Origin of the sequence: Microlunatus sp. GCM10028923, assembly GCF_042666975.1 — a bacterium.
Classification (GTDB): Bacteria; Actinomycetota; Actinomycetes; order Propionibacteriales; family Propionibacteriaceae; genus Microlunatus.
Window position 1 is genome coordinate 411,416 of the sequence record NZ_JBHTFF010000007.1, and the last position, 18,448, is coordinate 429,863.

Genomic DNA, 18,448 nt, shown 5'->3' on the forward strand with positions numbered 1-18,448 from the left:
CAACGTCTGAATGGGCCCTACTGCACTTCTGATTCGGGCACTGCGTCCCCAGCGTAACGACACATTCCGGCCGTTCCCGGACGCGCCCGCCGAACGGCGCGTGTGCGTCCCACGAAATGCAGACCAACTGGGAGAGTGGTCCCGGCTCAGCGGGCGGCCTGGGCCAGGCCCTCGACCGTCGTGTTGCCGCCGCAGATCACCAGGCCCAGCCGGGCGTCCGGGCCGACCCGCTCGAGCACGGTCCGGGCCGCCGGGATCAGGCAGCCGGCCGCCGGTTCGGCCCACACCCCGGCCCGCTCGGCCAGGGTGATCGCGCCGGCCACCGCGGCGTCGTCGGAGACCACCAGAACGTCCTCGACCAGAGCCCGTACGTGCTCGTAGGTCAGCTGGGACACGTGCGGAGCGCTGAGGGTGGTGACGATGGAGGTCGGCCGGAAGTCGACCGGCCCGCCGGCGGCCAGGGCCCGGGTCATCGCGTCCGCCCCGATCGTCTCGACGCCCCAGATCCGTACCCCGGGATTGACCTCGCGGAAGGCCACCCCGACGCCGGCGATCAGCCCGCCGCCGCCGATGCTGACCAGCACGTCGGTCAGGTCCGGCGCCGCGGCCGCGAACTCCAGGCCGACGGTCCCCTGTCCCGCGACCACCACCGGGTCATCGAACGGATGGACGAGGGTACGACCCTCGGCGACCAGTTCGTCCAGCAGCGCGAAGGCGTCCGCCATGTCCGGCGTCAGCCGCACCTCGGCACCCGACGCGCGACAGGCGTCGATCGACCGTTGCGGCGCCGCCTTCGCCATCACCACCGTCGCCGCGATGCCGAGCGAACCGGCCGCGTCGGCCAGCGCCGTGCCGTGGTTGCCGCCGCTGACCGTGACCACCCCGGCGGCCCGCTCCGCCGCGTCCAGGGTGAGCAGTTTGGCCAGCGCGCCGCGGGACTTGAACGACCCGGATCGCTGCAGTTGTTCGAGTTTCAGGGTGACCGGCACCCCGAGCAGGGAGGTCAGGCCCGGGCTGGCGACGGTCGGCGTGGCGACGATCTCGCCGGCGATCCGGGTCGCGGCCGTACGCAGTTCTTCGGGCGTCACCAGCCGGACCGACGGCACTCCCGGCGCGACCTCACAGTTCTGGCTGGTCAACGGCGGCGGCGTCCGCCGAGCGCGTGCACCACGTTGACCGCGACGATGCCGCCCCACGAGACCAGGACGCCGATCAAGGGCGGATCGACCATGCCGGCGCTGATCGCGGTGATCGGGATGCCGGCACCGAGCGAGACGATCCCGAGCGCGAACCGCTGGGTCCGGGTCGACCGTTCAGCCGCCTCCTCGACCCGGGAGGCCCGGTGCTGCTCCTGCAGTTCGACGCCGCGGTGGTACGCAAGCTGCTCCATCCGCTCGGCCAGGCCGGCCGCGATCTGGTCGTCGAAGTCCGGTCCCAGTTCACGGCGGGCGGCCATCGCCGCGGCGGCGTCGCGCTGCAACTCCACACTCGGCCGCGGCGCCGGTGGCATCGGATGCTGACCGGGCAGGCCCGGGTGGTGCGGCATGGGCTGCATCGTCGGGTGCGGCCGCTGCTCCGGATTCGGGTACGTCTCCGGATTGGGAAGTGTCACCCACAAGACAGTACCGACACTGATCAACGGGTGTGGCCGATCCGGCGACCATCCCGACATCCGGCTCCGGCGGCTACGCGACGCTGTCGCGATCGAGCTCGGACAGCCAGCGCTCGGCCTCGGCCGGGCGGCGGAAGACGATCACCCGCGGACCTTCCGGGTCGGCCGCCCAGCGGCGGATCCGGGCGCTCTTCGGGCCGCAGGACTTGAAGTGCCACCAGATGATCGAGTCGCGCCGGAACGTGGTCCGCCAGGTCTCGATGTTGCCGTTGCAGGTGGGCCGGCGGGTGATCACGTTGACCAGGCAGCGCCGGATCAGCCGCCCCAGCGAGAGCAGCCGCGGGTAGTCCAGCGCGATGATCACCTCGACCCGCTCCAGCACCACGTCCAGCCAGGCCCCGTACGCATGGTCGAGGATCCAGGCGTCGCCGGCACAGATCGCGTCGATCCGGCGGCGCTGCTCGTCCATCGGCACCGGCACCCAGGGCCGGTTCCAGGTCAGGTCGTCCACCGCGTGCCACGGCAGCCCGGTCCGCTCGCCGAGCCGCCGGGCCAGCGTCGTCTTGCCCGAGCCGGTCACCCCGTAGACCATGATCCGGCGCGCCGGCGTGCCGTCCTCGTTGATCACCGTTGGGATCTTAGTGGTGTGTGCCGGCTAGCGCTCGGGGTTAAGGATCCGTCGCGCCTCGGCCTCCGGGATCGGATCGAAATCGCGGTAGGCCTGGCCGACCGCGCGGAAGATCGCCGGCACCGACGGGCAGACCAGCCGGTCCGCACGGTCCGCGATCAGCCGGGCCGCCTGCTCCGAGGCCACCGGGACGACGGCGGTCACCGACGCCGCGCCGCACCGGCGGACCGCCTCGATCGCGACCAGCATGGTCGTTCCGGTGGCGAGGCCGTCGTCGACGATGATCACCGGCCGGCCGGTCAGCTCGAGCGCGGGCCGGTCGCCTCGCAGTGCCTGGTGCCGTGCGTCGAGGGTCTGCCGCTCCTCGGCCAGCACCCGCTGATAGGCCGGTTCGGTCACGCCGGACTGGGCGATCACCCGGTCGTTGCGCAGGTGCTCGACCCGGTCCCCGATCCGGGCCAGGGCGCCCATCGCCAGTTCCGGCTGGTCCGGCACGCCGAGCTTGCGTACCGCGACGATGTCGAGGCGTACCCCGAACCGTTCGGCGATCGGTGCGGCGACCGGGACGCCGCCGCGGGGCAGTGCCAGGACCGTCGGTGCGGCGGCCGGATCCTCCGGCGGGTCCAGCAGGGCGGCCAGTCGCCGGCCGGCCTCGGCCCGGTCGGCGTACCGGCTGCTGATCATGGCCGTTCCTGCTCCGCTGTCCGTACGGCTGCTTCAAGATCACGTACGGCATCGCGGACGGCCTGGTCCGGATCGATGCCGGCCGCCTGGGCCCGGGCCACCAGCGCGACGATCTGCGAGCCGACCTCGGCGGACTCGATCGGCTGCTCCGGCAACTCCACGCCGACCTTCCGGGACCGGGCCCGGCTGATGATCTTGTTCGCCCGGGCCAGCGCGGACAGCTGCTCCGGAATCCCTTCCAGGACAGAGGTCCGGCCCTTCTCGGCCGCCTTGCGCTGCTCCCAGGTCCCGTTCAGGTCCGCCGGTGCGGTCTCCGCGGCGAAGACGTGCGGGTGCCGCCGGACCAGCTTGTCGGCGACGCCGGCCGCGACGTCGTCGAGGTCGAACCCGGCGGGTGCCTCGGACGCGATCTGGGCGTGGAAGTACACCTGCAGCAGCAGGTCGCCGAGCTCCTCGGCGAGATGATCTTGGTCGCCGGTCTCGATCGCCTCGACCAGTTCCCCGGTCTCCTCGATCAGGTACTGGACCAGCGAACGGTGGGTCTGCTCGGCATCCCACGGGCAACGGCGGCGCAGGGTCGCCATCACCTCGGCCAGCCGGCTGAGCTCGGGGAAGACCTCAGCTCCGGTGGCCGCCGCGGTCATGATCGCGGAAGTGCCGGCAGCGACAGCGACTCGGAGCCGGCGCCGACCATGGACCCGCCCTGCGCGTACGCCTCCGGCTGCCAGGTCCCGAACCGCGGGTTGAGCCGCACCTGGGCCTCGCCGAGCGACTTCAGGAACAGCTCGTCGCCGACCCGCATCCGGACCAGTTCCGCGTCGGCGAGCGCGTACGCCAGCTGCCGGGTCCGGCCGTCGCCGAGCAGCGAGCCCAGGTTGGACGGCGAGATCAGCGCATCGCGTTCGGAGTCGGAGATCTTGATCCCGCGCTCGGCCGCCGTCTGCTCCGCGATCTCGCCCAGGACCAGCCCGTTCAGCACGCCGCCCGAGCTCGCCCGCTGCCCCTGGGTGCGCAGCACCTCGTCGGCGGCGACGGTGATCTCGTGCAGGTGCCGGTCGCTGATCCGGGTCGGGCCGACATAGGCCGCGACGTCCGGAGCGCTGCCCGCGCAGCCCGTCGTGACGACAACAGCGGCGGCGGCGATCAGGCCGGCAATACGGTGCAGGATCTTCACCGGCGTCATGTTACAAGCGACGTCCGCCGCACGATCAATCGAAGCCCGGCCCGGCGCGTGATCACCGATACCCTCGACCTTGGTATCAGGCGACGAGGTCCGATGCAGCGGATGGTGGTCGAGGTGGACAACGCGTTGCTCGGTGAGGCGGCCGAGTCCCTTGGGACGACGACGCCTGCCGCCACGGCGAACGCGGCGCTGGCCGAGATGATCAAGCGCCAGCAACGAAAATCGTTCTTCGACTGGCTCGAGTCAGGCGGCCTGCCGGAGCTCAGGCGAGGAAGATGCTGTTGATCACCTCGGTCGCCCAGGCGAGCAGCTCCTTGTCGACGATCGGCGGTCCGCCGATCGTCCGCGAGCGCGGCCGGGTGACCAGGATGAAGCCGGCGGCCTCCTTCACCACGCTGCCCGGGTAGAGCCGCTTCAGCCGGAGCACCTTCGACTCGGCCAGGGAGGCCGGGCCGAAGCGGATGTAGTTGCCCTGGCCGACCACCTCGGTCAGCTCGGCGTGCCGGGCCAGGATCCGGAACTCGGCGATGGCCAGCAGGTTGTCCACCTCGGCCGGCGGGTCGCCGTACCGGTCCTGCAGCTCGGCCCGGACCTCGCCGAGATCGTCCAGGCTGCGCACCTCGGCGAGCCGCTTGTACATCTCCAGCCGCAGCCGTTCCGACTCCACGTAGTCCGTCGGCAGCCGGGCGTCGACCGGCAGTTCGATCCGGACCTCGGCCGGCGCCTCGGACTCCTGGCCGCGATACTCCGCGACCGCCTCGCCGACCAGCCGGATGTAGAGGTCGAATCCGACGTCGGCGATGTGGCCGGACTGCTCGCCGCCGAGCAGGTTGCCGGCGCCGCGGATCTCCAGGTCCTTCATCGCCACGGCCATCCCGGCGCCGAGATCGGTGTGCGCGGCGATCGTCGCGAGCCGGTCGTGGGCGGTCTCGGTGAGCGGCTTCTCCGGCGGGTAGAGGAAGTACGCGTAGCCGCGCTCCCGGCTTCGGCCGACTCGGCCGCGCAGCTGGTGCAGCTGGGACAGGCCGAGCAGGTCGGCCCGCTCGATCAGCAGCGTGTTGGCCGTCGAGATGTCCAGTCCGGCCTCGACGATCGTGGTGCAGACGAGCACGTCGGCCCGGCGCTCCCAGAAGTCGACCATCACCTGTTCCAGCCGGTGCTCGCCCATCTGGCCGTGCGCGGTGACCACGCGAGCCTCCGGCACCAGCTCCTGGATCCGCTTGGCCACCTTCTCGATGCTCTGCACCCGGTTGTGGATGAAGAAGACCTGGCCCTCACGGAGCAGTTCGCGGCGGATCGCCGCGGTGACCTGCGCCTCCTCGTACGGGCCGGCGAAGGTGAGCACCGGATGCCGCTCCTCCGGCGGCGTGGCGATCGTGCTCATCTCGCGGATCCCGGTGATCGCCATCTCCAGCGTCCGCGGGATCGGGGTGGCCGACATGGCCAGCACGTCGACGTCCATCCGCAGCTTCTTCAGCTGCTCCTTGTGCTCGACGCCGAACCGCTGTTCCTCGTCGATGATCACCAGCCCGAGATCCTTGAACTGGACCTCGCCGCTGAGCAGCCGGTGGGTGCCGATCACGACGTCGATGCTGCCGTCCTTGACCCCCGCCTTGGTCGCGTTGGACTCGCGGTCGGACTGGAACCGGCTGAGCGGCGCGACCCGGACCGGGAACCCGGCGTAGCGGTCGGCGAACGTCGCATAGTGCTGCTGCACCAGCAGGGTCGTCGGCACCAGCACGGCCACCTGCTTGCCGTCCTGGACCGCCTTGAACGCCGCCCGGACGGCGATCTCGGTCTTGCCGTAGCCGACGTCGCCGCAGATCAGCCGGTCCATCGGCACGATCTGCTCCATGTCCCGCTTGACCTCGTCGATCGCAGCCAGCTGGTCCGGCGTCTCGACGAACCCGAAGGCGTCCTCGAGTTCGCGCTGCCAGGTGGTGTCCGGTTCGAACGCATGGCCGCGGCTGGCCTGGCGGGCCGCGTACAACTTGATCAACTCGCCGGCGATCTCCCGCACCGCGCGCCGGGCCCGGCCCTTGCGCTTGTTCCAGTCGGCGCCGCCCATCCGGTCCAGGCTCGGGTGCTCGCCGCCGACGTAGCGGGTGAGCAGGTCGAGCTGATCCATCGGTACGTAGAGCCGGTCACCCGGCTGGCCGCGCTTGGACGCCGCGTACTCGATCACCAGGTATTCCCGGGTGGTGCCGGCGGCCGTCCGCTGCACCATCTCCAGGTAGCGGCCGACGCCGTGGTGCTCGTGCACGACCGCGTCGCCGGGGACCAGTTCGAGCGGGTTGATCTGGTTCCGCCGCCGGCTCGGCATCGTCCGGGAAGCCTTGTCCGCAACGGCTCCGCGGCCGGAGAGATCACCGGCAGTGAGGACGGCGAGCCGCAGCGCCTCGGCCACGAAGCCGTGCCGCAGGGCTCCGGTGCTGACCGTGATCGTGCCCTCGCCGGGGGCCTCGGTGCCGTCGTCGATCCGTACCGGAAGATCATGTTCGGAGAGCACCTCGACCATCCGCTGGGCCAGCCCGTGCCCCTCCGCGATCACCGCGAGCCGCCAGTTGTCGTGCACCCGGGCGGCAAGATCACGAACGGCCGCCTCGGTGTCACCGCGGTACGTCTCGCCGACCTGGCCGCTGATCGTCCGGGACTCGACGCCGACCGTGCTGACCTGGGTGCTGAAGTCGATCAGCTCGCCGTCCTCGGTGCGCACCGGCTCGTCGCCGTTCGCGGGACCGGAGCTGAACGGGGACAGCGTCCACCAGGCCAGCCCCCGGTCGAGGGCGGCCTGGCGCACGTCGGCCAGGCCGCGGTAGGCGGACGCGCCGAGGTCGATCGGCGCCTTGCCGCCGCCGGCCGCCGCAGCCCAGGAGGCCTGCAGGAACTCCTGGCTGGTGGTGACCAGGTCCTGGGCCCGGCCGCGGACCAGTTCGGGGTCGCAGAGCAGGACGTGGGTGTCGACCGGCAGCAGCTCGACCAGCAGCTCCATCCCCTCGACCAGCGCCGGGGACAGCGATTCCATCCCGTCCACGGCGTGCCCGGCGGCGATCTTGTCGAGCATCTCGATCAGCTCGGGATGCTCCTCGGCCAGGGCCTTCGCCCGCGCCCGTACCTCGTCGGTGAGCAGCAGTTCCCGGCACGGCGAGGCCACGATCGAGTCGATCGTCGCCTCGTCGGACCGCTGGTCGGCGACCGAGAAGTGCCGGATCTCCTCGACGGTGTCGCCGAAGAAGTCGATCCGCACCGGGTGTTCCTCGGTCGGCGGGAAGACGTCGACGATCCCGCCGCGGACCGCGAACTCGCCGCGCCGCTCGACCAGGTCCACCCGGACGTAGGCGGCGCCGACCAGGTCGTGCGCCAGCGAGTCGAGGTCGTAGTCGTGACCGGCCCTGATCCGGACCGGGCGCAGGTCGGCCAGGCCCTTCACCTGCGGCTGCAGCACGCTGCGAACCGGGGCCACGATGATCTTGGGCGCCGTCTCGCCCTCGGTGCCGGCCAGCCGCCGCAGCACCGCCAGCCGGCGGCCGACCGTGTCGGAGCGCGGGCTGAGCCGTTCGTGCGGCAACGTCTCCCAGGCCGGGTAGTAGACGACGTCGTCCTCGGACAGCAGCGACTGCAGGGCGGTGGTGAGCTCCTCGGCCTCGCGGTACGTGGAGCTGACCAGCAGCACCGGTCGCCCGGCACCGCCGTCCTCAGGCGCAGCGGACAGGGCGGCGGCGATCAGCGGTCGCATCGGAGCCGGCGCAGTCAGGTCGAGCGCGCTGACGGTGCGCGCACGTGCGTCACCGATGGATTCGGCGACGGTGGGTTCTTGAGTGAAAAGGTTGACGAGTCCCGAAAGGGTCACCGAGACAACTTACAACCCTCCACCGACATTCAGTCCACGAGTTCGCTAGGAGTGATCCGGACCGGGAACGGGCGGCCGGCGTCGAACTCTTCGTCGCCGATAGCTCGCAGTGAGTCCCGATAGGTCCCGTCGACAAGCGTCCAGGCGGTGATCGACGGCTCGTCCGGATCGACGACCCAATAGTGCTCCACGCCGGCCGACTCGAACCGCGACCGCTTGAGGACCAAGTCGAATCGCCGAGTGGACGGTGAAAGCACCTCCACGATCAGCACCGGCGCCACCGGCAGGTCCGTCTCGGTGAGGTCCGAGGTTCGCGCGACCAGGACATCGGGCTGCACCACCGTGTCCTCGGCCAGCACGACATCGAACGGCGCCGTCAACACCTCCAGCCCATCGGTGCAGGCGGCATCCAACTCGATCAGCAGCCGCCGCACCGCACGCTGGTGGGGCAGCCTCGGCGCCGGAGACACGATCAGCGTCCCGTCGATGAGCTCGTAGCGGTGCCCGTCATCGGGGGCGTCCGCCAGATCGGCGCGGGTCAGCGGCCGGCTCAACGGCAGTCGCCACGCCTCCGCCTCGGCTGTCATGGAAGCCATCGTAGTTGTCCTTTCCCCTCACGGAGCCGACGTTAGAGAGCCGGTCCGACAGTCCACTTGTGCCGCAATACTCGTACGCGTATATTCGTAGACGAGTAACCGAGAGGAACGAGGTGAGAGATGGCCACCAAGCGCAAGGTGAACAACCTGCTGGCCCTGGCCGTGCTCGCCGTACTGGTCGAACGCCCGATGCACCGGTACGAGATCGTCACGACGATGCGGGAGCGCGGCAAGGACCGCGACATGGACGTCAAGTGGGGCTCGCTCTACACGGTCGTCAACAACCTGGAGAAGGCCGGCTTCCTCAAGATCGTCGGCAGCGAACGGGACGGCGCCCGGCCGGAGCGGACGATCTACGCGATCACCGACGCCGGCCGCACCGAACTGGCCGACTGGACCCGGGACCTGATCGCCGAACCGGAGCCGGAGCACCACCGGTTCACCGCCGGGCTCTCGGTGATGGCCGGGCTGGCACCCGACGAGGTCGCCGAACTGCTCGGCCGCCGGGCCGACGCACTGGACCGCGCCATCGAGACCGCCCGCCAGGAACTCGAGGAGATCGCGGGCACCGGGCTGTCCCGGCTGTTCATCGTCGAGTCCGAATACGACCTGGCGATGCTGGAGGCGGAGGCGTCCTGGACCAGGACGCTGCGCGAGGAGATCACCGGCGGCACCTTCCCGGACCTCGAACTCTGGCAGCGCGCGCATTCGGCCCGGCTGAAGCCCGCCGAGGCCTTCGCCCTCTTCGAAAGGGGGCCCGCCGGATGAGCTCGGGCCCGACAGCGGTGCGGCAACACCACCGTCGGGCCCGATGAAACAGTCTCGAACCGCGTCCGCTTCCGCGCACCCGGCCAAGGCTGGCAACCACAGGATATCGGGGTGGGTTGCGGCCGGTTCGAGGGAGGAACCCGTACCGCAAGAGAACTGGAGCACACCCATGTCCACCACGGAATCCGCCATCGTGATCGGCGGCGGCATCGCCGGGCCGGTCACCGCGACCGCCCTGCTCAAGGCCGGCATCTCGGCCCGCGTCTACGAGGCCTACGCAGGCCCGACCTTCACCATCGGCAGCGGCCTGGCCCTGGCCCCGAACGGCGTCGCCGCCCTCGACCTCATCGGCGCCGGCGACCCCGTCCGGGCGATCGCCAAGCCGATCTCGCGGATGGAGCTGTCGATCGGCGGGAAGACCGTGCCGACGCCGTCCCCCGAGGGACTGCCGCCGCTGCAGATGGTCGACCGCAACGAATTGCACCGCGTCCTTCATGATCACGCGATCGCCGCCGGCGTCCCGTTCGAGTACGAGAAGCGGCTGGTCCGGACCGCCGAGAGCGACTCCGGCGTGACCGCGTACTTCGCCGATGGCAGCAGCGCGACCGCCGACGTGCTGATCGGCGCCGACGGCGTCCGGTCGACGGTCCGCGGCCTGATCGATCCGGCCAACCCCGGCCCGGAATACACCGGCATGCTCGGCTTCGGCGCCTTGATCGACAACGAACTCGGGCTGATGCCGGGAACGATGGTCTTCGCGTTCGGGACCCGGGCCTACTACCTGTACGCCGTACTCGACGAGAAGACGATCTTGTGGGGCGCCAACCTGCCGCACCGCGAGTACCTGTCGCTGACGGACGCGCGGGCCATGCCGGCCGAGCACTGGCTGGACCAGCTGCGCGAGACCTACGGCGCGGACTCCCCCGGCGGCACGTTCGCCCGGCGGACCACACCGGACAACCTGGAGATCACCGGGGCGCTGCACATCATGCCGCCGGTGCCCCGGTGGCACCGCGGCCGGCTGGTACTGGTCGGTGACGCCGTCCACGCGCCGTCGAACAGCTCCGGCCAGGGCGCCTCGCTGGCGGTGGAGAGCGCCGTTCAACTGGCCCGTTGCCTGCGCGACCTGCCCGATCCGGGTTCGGCGTTCGCGGCGTACGAGGAACTGCGCCGGGCCCGGGTCGAAGGGGTCGCGGCGCGAGCCCGGAAGCTCAACCACAGCAAGACTCCGGGCCCGCTGGCGCGGCGGCTGATGTCGGTGCTGATGCCGATGATGATCAAGAGGATGGATCCGGAACAGACCCTCGGCGTCGAGCAGCGGTACCGGATCGACTGGGACGCCCCGGTGCAGCCGGAACTGGTCTCGGCCGCCGGGTGAGGTCAGCGGGGCGAATGTTCCCGATCGCGTTGACACCCGGCTCAGCCGGGTGGTCAATGGACGGGTGAGCTTTGCGGTCGCCGGCGACGCGTACGACAGGTTCATGGGCCGCTACTCGACAGAGCTGGCACCGCTCATGATCAACTTCGCCGCGGTCGGATTCGGGGACCGGGTGCTGGACGTCGGGTGCGGCCCGGGTGCCCTGACCGCCCGGCTGGCCGAGCAGGTCGGCGCGGCGCACGTCGCGGCCGTCGACCCGTCCGCGTCCTTCGTCGATGCCTGTCACGCCCGGGTGCCGGGCGCCGTCGTCCGCCAGGCGGGGATCGATCGCCTGCCCTGGCCCGACGACACGTTCGATGCGGCGCTTTCCCAACTGGTGCTCAATTTCGTGCCGAATGCGGCGTCGGGGATGACCGAACTGAACCGGGTGGTGCGGCCGGGCGGACTGATCGCAGCGTGCACCTGGGAGTACGGAAACGGGATGGAGATGCTGGACGCCTTCTGGCGCGCCGCCCTGTCGCTGGATCCGGACGCGCCGGACGAGGCCGGGATGCCGCTGCGGACCGCCGACAGCCTGACCGACCTGTGGCGACGGTCCGGCCTGGACCGGATCGAGACGGAGCCGTTGGCCGTTGCGACGACGTACGCCGACTTCGATGAGTTGTGGCAGCCGCTGACGTACGGCATCGGTCCGGCCGGCGGCTACTGCCGGTCGCTGGCGCCGGACCGCCAGGCGGCGCTGCGGGCTGCCCTGTTCGTCGAGCTCGGCGCGCCGAGCGGCCCGTTCTCCTTGTCGGCCCGCGCCTCCGCGGTCCGCGGCCGGACGCCCGGTCCATGATCATCGGTTCATGATCACCGCGGCCGGCGGTAGATTCGGCGGGTGGCCTTCATCATGCCCCGGGACGCCGGCTTCCGGGCGGCGAAGCGGATCCGGCAGGGCGGCCGGCTCGACCCTCGGTTCCGGGTCTTCGCCGACCGGTTCGCCGAGCACTACGGGTTCCCGCCGCTCGACGTCGTGCCGGACACGATCGGGCGGGGGCCCCGGCTGAGCGTCGTCCTCGAACGGACGGCGCAGTACGCCCGCTTCCACACTGCGGCAGGCAACTCCGACCCGCGCGAGCAGCGGACGGTGGCCCGGCTGTTCGCCGCAGCGGTGGCGAGCCTCGACGCCTGCTTCGGACTGACCGGAGTGACCTCGCAGACGATCTTCGTCTGCTTCGACGACTTCGAGAGCGTCGCGGTCCGGGAGGTACACGACCTGGCCGTCCGGGACGACCTGGACGCGTTCGTCACCCGGTTGGAACTCGGCGACGCGTTCTGGTGCGCCCGCCGGTTCTCCGGACCGCCGATCGTGTTCGTCCACACCGAGGACCAGGCGGTGGCGGTGCGCGGCTCGGACCGGCCGAAGGCCTGGGCGGACCACTACTTCGCGCTGGCCCGGCGGCACGACGAGTTCGGGTTCCTGCGCCGGGACAAGATCAACATCGTGGTCGACAGCCGGCAGAACTTCGACGCGAACTATGCGTCGAACTGGTTCTACTACTTCCGGTGAGCCCGGACTAGGAGTTGTAGGTGCTCTGGGTGCGGTCCAGGCCGACCAAGATCAACGACTCGACGGCGTCGGCGGCGCGTTCCACCTCGATCTCGACGTCGGCCCGCTGCGCGGTGGGGATGTTGCTGAGCAGATAGTCCGCCGGTTCCTGGCGGCCGGGCGGGCGACCGACGCCGATCCGTACCCGGAAGTAGTCACCGGTGCCGATCGAGGCCCGGATGGACTTCAGGCCGTTGTGCCCGTTGTCGCCGCCGCCGAACTTGACCCGCAACTGACCCGGATCGATGTCCAGCTCGTCGTGCACGACGATCAACTGCGCCGGCGACGACTTGTAGTACTTGATCAACTTCGAGACCGGTCCGCCGGTCTCGTTCATGTACGTACGGGACTTGGCGACCACCATCCGCGGTGCGTCGCCGCCGGGCGGGCCGACCCGCAACTCGGCCAGCTCGGCCCGCATCCCGAACGGCGCCTTGAGCCTGGCCGAGGCACGCTCGACCAGGCGGTCCACCACGAGATGGCCGACGTTGTGGCGATGCTTCGCGTAGGTCGGCCCGGGGTTGCCCAGGCCGACCACCAGCCACGGCTGCATGACTCGGCTCGCCTTGTTCGGAGCGGCTCAGCTCTCCTCGGCAGCGCCCTCGGCCTCGGCGTCGGCGGACGCCTCCTCGGCGGCCTCCTCGCCAGCGGTCTCCGGCTCGGCCTGGGTCGGCGCGTTGGTGATGTTGACGATCAGCTGATCGGGCTCGACACCCAGCACGGAACCCTCAGGCAGCTCGAGGTCCTTGGCCAGGATCTGCGAGCCGGCCTCCAGGCCCTCGATGGAAACGACGATCTGCTGCGGCAGGTGGGTCGCCTCGGCCTCGATGCTGATGGTGGAGTTCTCGACCACGACCAGGGTGTCCGGTCCGGCCTCGCCCTCGACGTGCAGCGGGATGTCGACGGTGACCTTCTCGCCGCGGCGGACGAGCAGCAGGTCGACGTGCTCGATCAGACCCTTGATCGGGTCGCGCTGGACCTGCTTCGGCAGCGCCAGCTGGGACTTGCCCTCGATGTCGATCGACAGCAGCGCGTTGGCCACGCGCAGCGCGAGCAGGGTCTCGTGACCGGGCAGGGTGATGTGGACCGGCTCGGCTCCGTGCCCGTACAGGACGGCGGGAACCTTGTCGGCACGGCGGATCCGGCGGGCAGCGCCCTTGCCGAATTCGGTACGCGTTTCGGCGGTGAGCTTGACCTCGGGCACGAACGAATCTCCTCGAACTGACTGACAGGAATCTGGTCTGTCTCCACGACGAGCGACCACTGAGATCCGCGGTCCGGTCAACACCGGAAACCCGTGGCCCATGTCGATCACGGTCGCCCCCGACCATGATCGGGGCCACCCTCGCCGAGGCAACCGCTCCACCCTAGCCCACCCCACCCCCACACCACCAATCCCGCCGACCGGGCACAAAAGCAGCCGTTTTGGCGGCGTGTCGCTGCGGTTGTGCCCGGTCGGTGCGGGCGGTGGTGTTGGGGGAGGGAATGTCGGCGGGCAGGGAATGTCGGCGGCCCTGGGAATCTCAGTGGGCAGGGAATGCCGGCGACCCCGAGAATCACAGCGGCCAAGGAATGCCAGCGACCCCGAGAATCACAGCGGCCAAGGAATGCCAGCGACCCCGAGAATCACAGCAGGCAAGGAATGCCGGCGGACGGAGCGGCAAGCCGGAGGACGACCCGCGAGCCTCTCCGATTCAGCAACCGAAGCATGGAGTGTGAGGTTTCGGACGCTCGAAATCGATCTCGCTTGGTCGTTTCGCCACACTCGACGAGGTCCGATGACAGGACGGGTCGAGGCGGTGCGTGCCCATCGCCTCGGGCTGGTCCCGCCGAGGCGGTCGGTCGTGCGGTCGTGGCCGATGCGCGACCGTCGTCGATGCGAGGAACGGTCGAGGCCGGGCCTGCAACCCCGCCCCAGGGCTCGCCGGGCCTGCAACCCCGACCCTGGGCGCGCCGGTCGTGCGACGTGACGGCCCCAGGGCAGAGATCTGCGCCCCGGTGTGCATTCGGGATCCGGCGCGCCCGGGCCTGCCCGCAATTGCCGGTCACGACGTCGACCCGGAAGCCGGCGCATTCAACCCGAAGTCCGCGCGCATTCAACCCGGCGCACCGACCGGGCACAACTGCAGCGACACGCCGCCAAAACGGCTGCTTTTGTGCCCAGTCAGCGGGGGTGGGGTGGCGGGGGTGGGGTCCGGGGGATGGGGCGGGGTGGCGGGTTAGGAGAGGTGGACGGGGCCGTAGAGGCCGGAGGAGCGTTGGGCGGGGAAGACGAAGTTGGTCGGGGTGGCGGCGTGGAGGTACGGGCCGAGGGTGTTGTAGACGACGATCTCCAGTTCGGCCGGGGCTTCGAGGGGCGGCAGGGTGAAGCGGAACGGGGCGCAGAAGGCGGAGCCGATCTGGTGGCCGTCGAGCAGCACGTCGACGCTGCCGCGGAGGTCGCCGAGGTCGAGGGTCAGTGGGCCGGGGCCGGCGGGTTCGATGGTCCGCCGGTAGCTGACCGCGCCGCTGAAGTCGCCGAGTCCGAGGTCGCGCCAGTCGCCCAGGGCGATCGGGGCCGGTACGTGCTCGACCTCGATCGGGCCGTCCAGGGCCGAGGCCCCGGGCAGGAACGCCGACGACTCGATGATCAACTCCAGCGTTCCGGGTTCCGCCAACGGTTCGGCCGCCGCGACCCAGCCGTCGGCACCGGCGGTGTGCTCGATGCCGTCGATCATGATCGTCGCCGGGACCCGCAGCGGGGAGCGGAGCCGGGCGGTACCGGCCGGCAGGGTGGTCCGGATCCGGCGCTGCCGCGGTACGGCGGAGTCGGCGATGTCGAAGTCCGCCGGCGGTACGCCGAGCTCGGCTTCCCCACGCAGCCAGGACGCGCGGCGGAGCGGGTGCGGGCGGTGCGCGGCGTGCATGGTCTCGATCGCGTTCCACTGCTCCGGCCGGACCGCCGACGGCGCGGAATGGTTGTCGGTGGTGCAGGTCCAGCCGGGCCCGCTGACCGCGACCACCGGCCCGGCCGGGGTGTGCGCGACCAGGTCGACGAAGATCACGTCGGTGATGTCGGCCGTCTCCAGCCGTACCGCCAGCACATGATCACCGGCGCCGAACAGCTCGGTCACGTCGTGCCGGAAGTACATCGGACGGCTGCCCCAGTCGTAGTATTCGACCTTCTCCTGGCGGCCGACGACGGTGCCGTCGATCAGCACGGTCGCGGCGCCGGCGGCACCGACGACCAGGGCCGCCGAGGACGCCGCCTCGGCCAGGGTCACCGTGGTCGAGAAGGTGATCATGCCGTCGCTGGTGACCGTCGGATCGCCGAACGCCATGTGCTCCGGGCGTTCCCCGTAGCCGCCCGGCTCGGTGATCGTGAACCCGGAGCCGATGATCTTCGGGCTGCCGGCGGTCCGGGACGGGCCGAGGGCGTACTCGAGGATGTTGATCTCCCGTTCCACCTCGATCCGGTGGATGGCCGCGTAGTGGTCCGGGGCGTCCAGGGCGACGCCGTTCCAGCTGACCTGCTTGGCCGAGCTGGCGGAGACGACGAGGTCGGCGGGCCCTCGATGATCGGTACGGAGCACGGCCCGGACCCGGGTCTGCCGGCCCGGCTCGGGGTTCGGCGCGAGGACGTACTCGGCCGGCACCAGGCCCTTGCTGCCGAGTGGGCTGATCGCGTCGCGGTCGATCGCCCGGCTGGCCGAGAAGGTGTACGGCTGCCAGCCGGACCCGGCCAGGTCGCGCTCCCCGGCAGCGATCCGGTCGCACTCCTCGACAGTCAGCGGACCATGATCAGCATCCGTCGTGATCATGACCCGTTGCCCGTAGCCGGCCCGGGAGGGCTCCCAGTCCGTGCCCTCGTCCGCGGTCTCGACGTGCCACAACTCGAGCCGGTCGAGCTTGCGACCGGCCGGCCGGGCCAGGTCGCCCCAGGTGTTGTCCATCGTGTGCACGAGGGTGCCGGTCCAGCCGCCGGCAAGTTCCTGGCCGGAGCCGGATGGGCGTGGTCGCGGCTCCGGAACCACCACCGCGTCCGTACCCTCGCGCCAGACCAGCAGCAACGCGGGTGCGCCGGCCTGCTCGATCTCGATCATGGTCGTGCCGCCGGACCTCGGCGTGATCACCGCCGGCCGCCGTTCACCGGAGGCGGGATCCCACAGCTCGGCCTCGGCGATCTTCGCGCGGATCAGGACCGTCCGGCTCTCGGCGTAGCGCTTCCGGTCGAAGCCGTCGGTCCACTTGACCGGTGCGCCGTCCGGGTCCTGGCTGGCGTTCGGGTGGGCGCCGGTGATCAACGCAACCCCGTACGGGCCCGAGCGCCGGACCAGCAGTGGCAGGTCCGAGGAGACGTGCTGATCAAGAGGATCGAGCTCGGCCACCGCGGCCGCCGGATCCGCGACCACCTCGAGGCCGGGATGATCGGCCAGCCGCCGTACCGCCGCGTCGTCGTTGCCCAGCCCGGCCGCGACCGACGGTGCCGCGCCGACCGCGATCACCCGCCCGCCGCCGTCGAGCAGGTCGGCCAGGGCGGTCGCGGTCGCCGCCTCGAGCACGGTCGTCGCGGGCAGGATCACCGTGTGATAGCTGAGCGATTGGACGCCCAGCCGGGCCCGGTCGATCTCGGCGCGCTGGATCGAGGCGTCGTCGATCACGTCGAAGGCGATCCCGGCCGCGTCCAGCAGCCCGCCCTGCCAACGCCGCCAGTTGTTCACGCCGCTCAACGCCAGATAGGTCTGCTGGGCGCGGTCGACGTCGCCGTGCCCCTCGCCGAGCAGCCCGTCGCCGAAGTGCTGCACCGGCAGGTCGATCGGCAGCCCGGCCTGCGCGGTCGTGGTCGGATGCAGCAGCGCGACCTGGGCGTCGTACTGGCCCCAGGTCAAGATCGAACAGAGCCGCGCCACGGCGTCGGAGAAGGCCCCGTACTGCTTCCAGTACGGCTGCCGCCAGTCGGTCGACGGCGGCGCCCACTCGAACCAGCCGGCCGCGGTGTCGAAGTAGCTGGCGTGCGGGTCGTAGAGCGTCGCACCGCTGCGCAGGAACGGCAGCAGCCAGTCGTAGGTGTCCTCCAGCGTTCCGCCCCAGCCGCTGGAGTGGAACGCCTCCAGCCACACCCGATCATGGCCGTAGAGGTGCGCCATCGAGCTGTGCACCTTGGAGTCGCCGTCATGATCACTGCCGGGGGCGTTGTACCAGCGGTGGGTCCGGAAGTAGTCGGTGTAGAGCTGGGTCGCCTGGGTCGGGAAGCCGGCCCGGGCCGGGTGGCTCTGGTCCACCCCGAGCAGCAGCCCGCGCTGGCTGTGCCACTCCCCCAGCGGCCGGAACAGCGCCTCCTCGGTGAGCTCCGCCCGGACCGCGTAGTAGTCGGTCCTGATCTTGCTCGCGTCGCGCGGGTCCAGTCCGTCGGCCGTGGCCAGGAACAGCGCGCCGAGATGATCACGGAGGTCGTAGCCGGCCCGGCGCTCGAACTCGTCGGCGAACCGCTGGCTCCACGGGTTGGTGCCGGGCAGCTCGTCCTGGAAGCTGCCCGGGATGACGGTGCCCAGGAACTCCGGCAGCCGGCGCTCGAACTCGCCGTGGACGGAGTCGATCAACAGCTCGACCGCGGCCGGGTCGAGGTAGTCGAAGGCGGTCGGCACGACGGTGATCGCGGTCAGCTCGGCGCCGTCCGCCGCACCGACCAGGCCGCCGGCGGTCGTCTCCACCCGGCGGCCGGCGCCGTCGTAGCAGACCAGCAGGGATTCCGTACCACGCAACGGAATCCGGCCGCTGGACGCGGTCACCTGGCTGCGCCGCAGGGACTGGCCGGTCAGCTCCGGATGATCAAGCGTGATCCGGCCCTGGATGTTCGCCCCGGAGAAACCGATCTGGTCGTAGAACCAGATCTTGGTGCCGAGTTCGCGGGCGATCGTGCACGCGTACGTGAACCGGTCCCACCACTCCCCGCTGAACCAGGCCGGATCGTCGGTCATGGCGCCGAAGGTCGGCCCGGCCGGCGCGAGGTTGATCACCACCAGGTTGTGGATCCCGCCCTCGGCGAACCGGCGCAGCTGCCAGTCCACCCGGTCCCGGGTGACCTTGCCGCCACTCCACCACCACAGCGGCGTCGGCCCGAAGTCGCGCGGCGGCTCGTCGAACAGGCGGACCAGTTCCGCTGGGATCATGATCAAGTC

General features: G+C 70.8%; 16 protein-coding genes. 5 read left to right on the forward strand and 11 right to left on the reverse strand.

What is annotated here, in order from left to right; translation table 11 throughout:
• Positions 1 to 146 precede the first annotated feature (146 nt).
• The 6 genes from ACFQU4_RS19760 to ACFQU4_RS19785 all read right to left on the reverse strand — a co-directional run bounded on the left by ACFQU4_RS19760 (position 147) and on the right by ACFQU4_RS19785 (position 4,098).
• Complete coding sequence (locus tag ACFQU4_RS19760) at positions 147 to 1,139, reverse strand: pyridoxal-phosphate dependent enzyme (protein ID WP_377495036.1); 993 nt, start codon at positions 1,137 to 1,139, stop codon at positions 147 to 149.
• Positions 1,136 to 1,612 (reverse strand): hypothetical protein, encoded by a 477-nt coding sequence (locus ACFQU4_RS19765; protein WP_377495038.1) that lies wholly within the window; start codon positions 1,610 to 1,612, stop codon positions 1,136 to 1,138. Before ACFQU4_RS19765 ends, ACFQU4_RS19760 begins: the two co-directional genes overlap by 4 nt.
• A 73-nt stretch (positions 1,613 to 1,685) precedes the next feature.
• Positions 1,686 to 2,240 (reverse strand): adenylate kinase, encoded by a 555-nt coding sequence (locus ACFQU4_RS19770; RefSeq protein WP_377495041.1) that lies wholly within the window; start codon positions 2,238 to 2,240, stop codon positions 1,686 to 1,688.
• A gap of 27 nt (positions 2,241 to 2,267) precedes the next feature.
• Entirely contained in the window at positions 2,268 to 2,924 is a 657-nt protein-coding gene (locus tag ACFQU4_RS19775) for a phosphoribosyltransferase (RefSeq protein WP_377495043.1), read from the reverse strand.
• The gene (locus ACFQU4_RS19780; protein ID WP_377495045.1) at positions 2,921 to 3,568 is read right to left on the reverse strand and encodes a MazG family protein; all 648 of its coding nucleotides are present in this window, start codon (positions 3,566 to 3,568) and stop codon (positions 2,921 to 2,923) included. The genes ACFQU4_RS19775 and ACFQU4_RS19780 overlap by 4 nt, the downstream gene beginning before the upstream one ends.
• Positions 3,565 to 4,098 (reverse strand): hypothetical protein, encoded by a 534-nt coding sequence (locus ACFQU4_RS19785; protein WP_377495047.1) that lies wholly within the window; start codon positions 4,096 to 4,098, stop codon positions 3,565 to 3,567. The genes ACFQU4_RS19780 and ACFQU4_RS19785 overlap by 4 nt, the downstream gene beginning before the upstream one ends.
• A 102-nt stretch (positions 4,099 to 4,200) precedes the next feature.
• On the opposite strand from ACFQU4_RS19785, the gene ACFQU4_RS19790 reads away from it, so the two are divergent.
• On the forward strand, positions 4,201 to 4,392 hold the full coding sequence (locus tag ACFQU4_RS19790; RefSeq protein ID WP_377495049.1) for a type II toxin-antitoxin system VapB family antitoxin: 192 nt from the start codon (positions 4,201 to 4,203) through the stop codon (positions 4,390 to 4,392).
• Here ACFQU4_RS19790 and mfd read toward each other — a convergent pair.
• Together mfd and ACFQU4_RS19800 are read right to left on the reverse strand one after the other, a co-directional pair.
• The gene (gene mfd / locus ACFQU4_RS19795; RefSeq protein ID WP_377495051.1) at positions 4,370 to 7,957 is read right to left on the reverse strand and encodes a transcription-repair coupling factor; all 3,588 of its coding nucleotides are present in this window, start codon (positions 7,955 to 7,957) and stop codon (positions 4,370 to 4,372) included. The genes ACFQU4_RS19790 and mfd overlap by 23 nt on opposite strands.
• A 29-nt stretch (positions 7,958 to 7,986) precedes the next feature.
• Positions 7,987 to 8,553 (reverse strand): Uma2 family endonuclease, encoded by a 567-nt coding sequence (locus ACFQU4_RS19800; protein WP_377495053.1) that lies wholly within the window; start codon positions 8,551 to 8,553, stop codon positions 7,987 to 7,989.
• 120 nt (positions 8,554 to 8,673) lie between these two features.
• Here ACFQU4_RS19800 and ACFQU4_RS19805 point away from each other — a divergent pair, with 120 nt between their 5' ends.
• The 4 genes from ACFQU4_RS19805 (at position 8,674) to ACFQU4_RS19820 (ending at position 12,251) form a co-directional block, all read left to right on the forward strand.
• The gene (locus ACFQU4_RS19805) at positions 8,674 to 9,321 is read left to right on the forward strand and encodes a PadR family transcriptional regulator (protein WP_377495055.1); all 648 of its coding nucleotides are present in this window, start codon (positions 8,674 to 8,676) and stop codon (positions 9,319 to 9,321) included.
• Positions 9,322 to 9,490: 169 nt separating this feature from the next.
• Complete coding sequence (locus tag ACFQU4_RS19810; RefSeq protein WP_377495057.1) at positions 9,491 to 10,699, forward strand: FAD-dependent oxidoreductase; 1,209 nt, start codon at positions 9,491 to 9,493, stop codon at positions 10,697 to 10,699.
• Positions 10,700 to 10,763: 64 nt separating this feature from the next.
• Complete coding sequence (locus tag ACFQU4_RS19815) at positions 10,764 to 11,537, forward strand: class I SAM-dependent methyltransferase (protein ID WP_377495059.1); 774 nt, start codon at positions 10,764 to 10,766, stop codon at positions 11,535 to 11,537.
• Positions 11,538 to 11,579: 42 nt separating this feature from the next.
• Positions 11,580 to 12,251, forward strand: a complete 672-nt coding sequence (locus ACFQU4_RS19820) for a hypothetical protein (protein WP_377495061.1) — start codon at positions 11,580 to 11,582, stop codon at positions 12,249 to 12,251.
• A gap of 7 nt (positions 12,252 to 12,258) precedes the next feature.
• On the opposite strand, the gene pth is transcribed toward ACFQU4_RS19820, so the two are convergent.
• The 3 genes from pth to ACFQU4_RS19835 form a co-directional block, all read right to left on the reverse strand.
• The gene (gene pth / locus ACFQU4_RS19825) at positions 12,259 to 12,843 is read right to left on the reverse strand and encodes an aminoacyl-tRNA hydrolase (RefSeq protein ID WP_377495063.1); all 585 of its coding nucleotides are present in this window, start codon (positions 12,841 to 12,843) and stop codon (positions 12,259 to 12,261) included.
• A 27-nt stretch (positions 12,844 to 12,870) separates the two neighbouring features.
• The gene (locus ACFQU4_RS19830; protein ID WP_377495065.1) at positions 12,871 to 13,494 is read right to left on the reverse strand and encodes a 50S ribosomal protein L25/general stress protein Ctc; all 624 of its coding nucleotides are present in this window, start codon (positions 13,492 to 13,494) and stop codon (positions 12,871 to 12,873) included.
• A gap of 1,015 nt (positions 13,495 to 14,509) precedes the next feature.
• The gene (locus ACFQU4_RS19835; protein WP_377495067.1) at positions 14,510 to 18,439 is read right to left on the reverse strand and encodes a hypothetical protein; all 3,930 of its coding nucleotides are present in this window, start codon (positions 18,437 to 18,439) and stop codon (positions 14,510 to 14,512) included.
• Between the last annotated feature and the right edge of the window lie 9 nt (positions 18,440 to 18,448).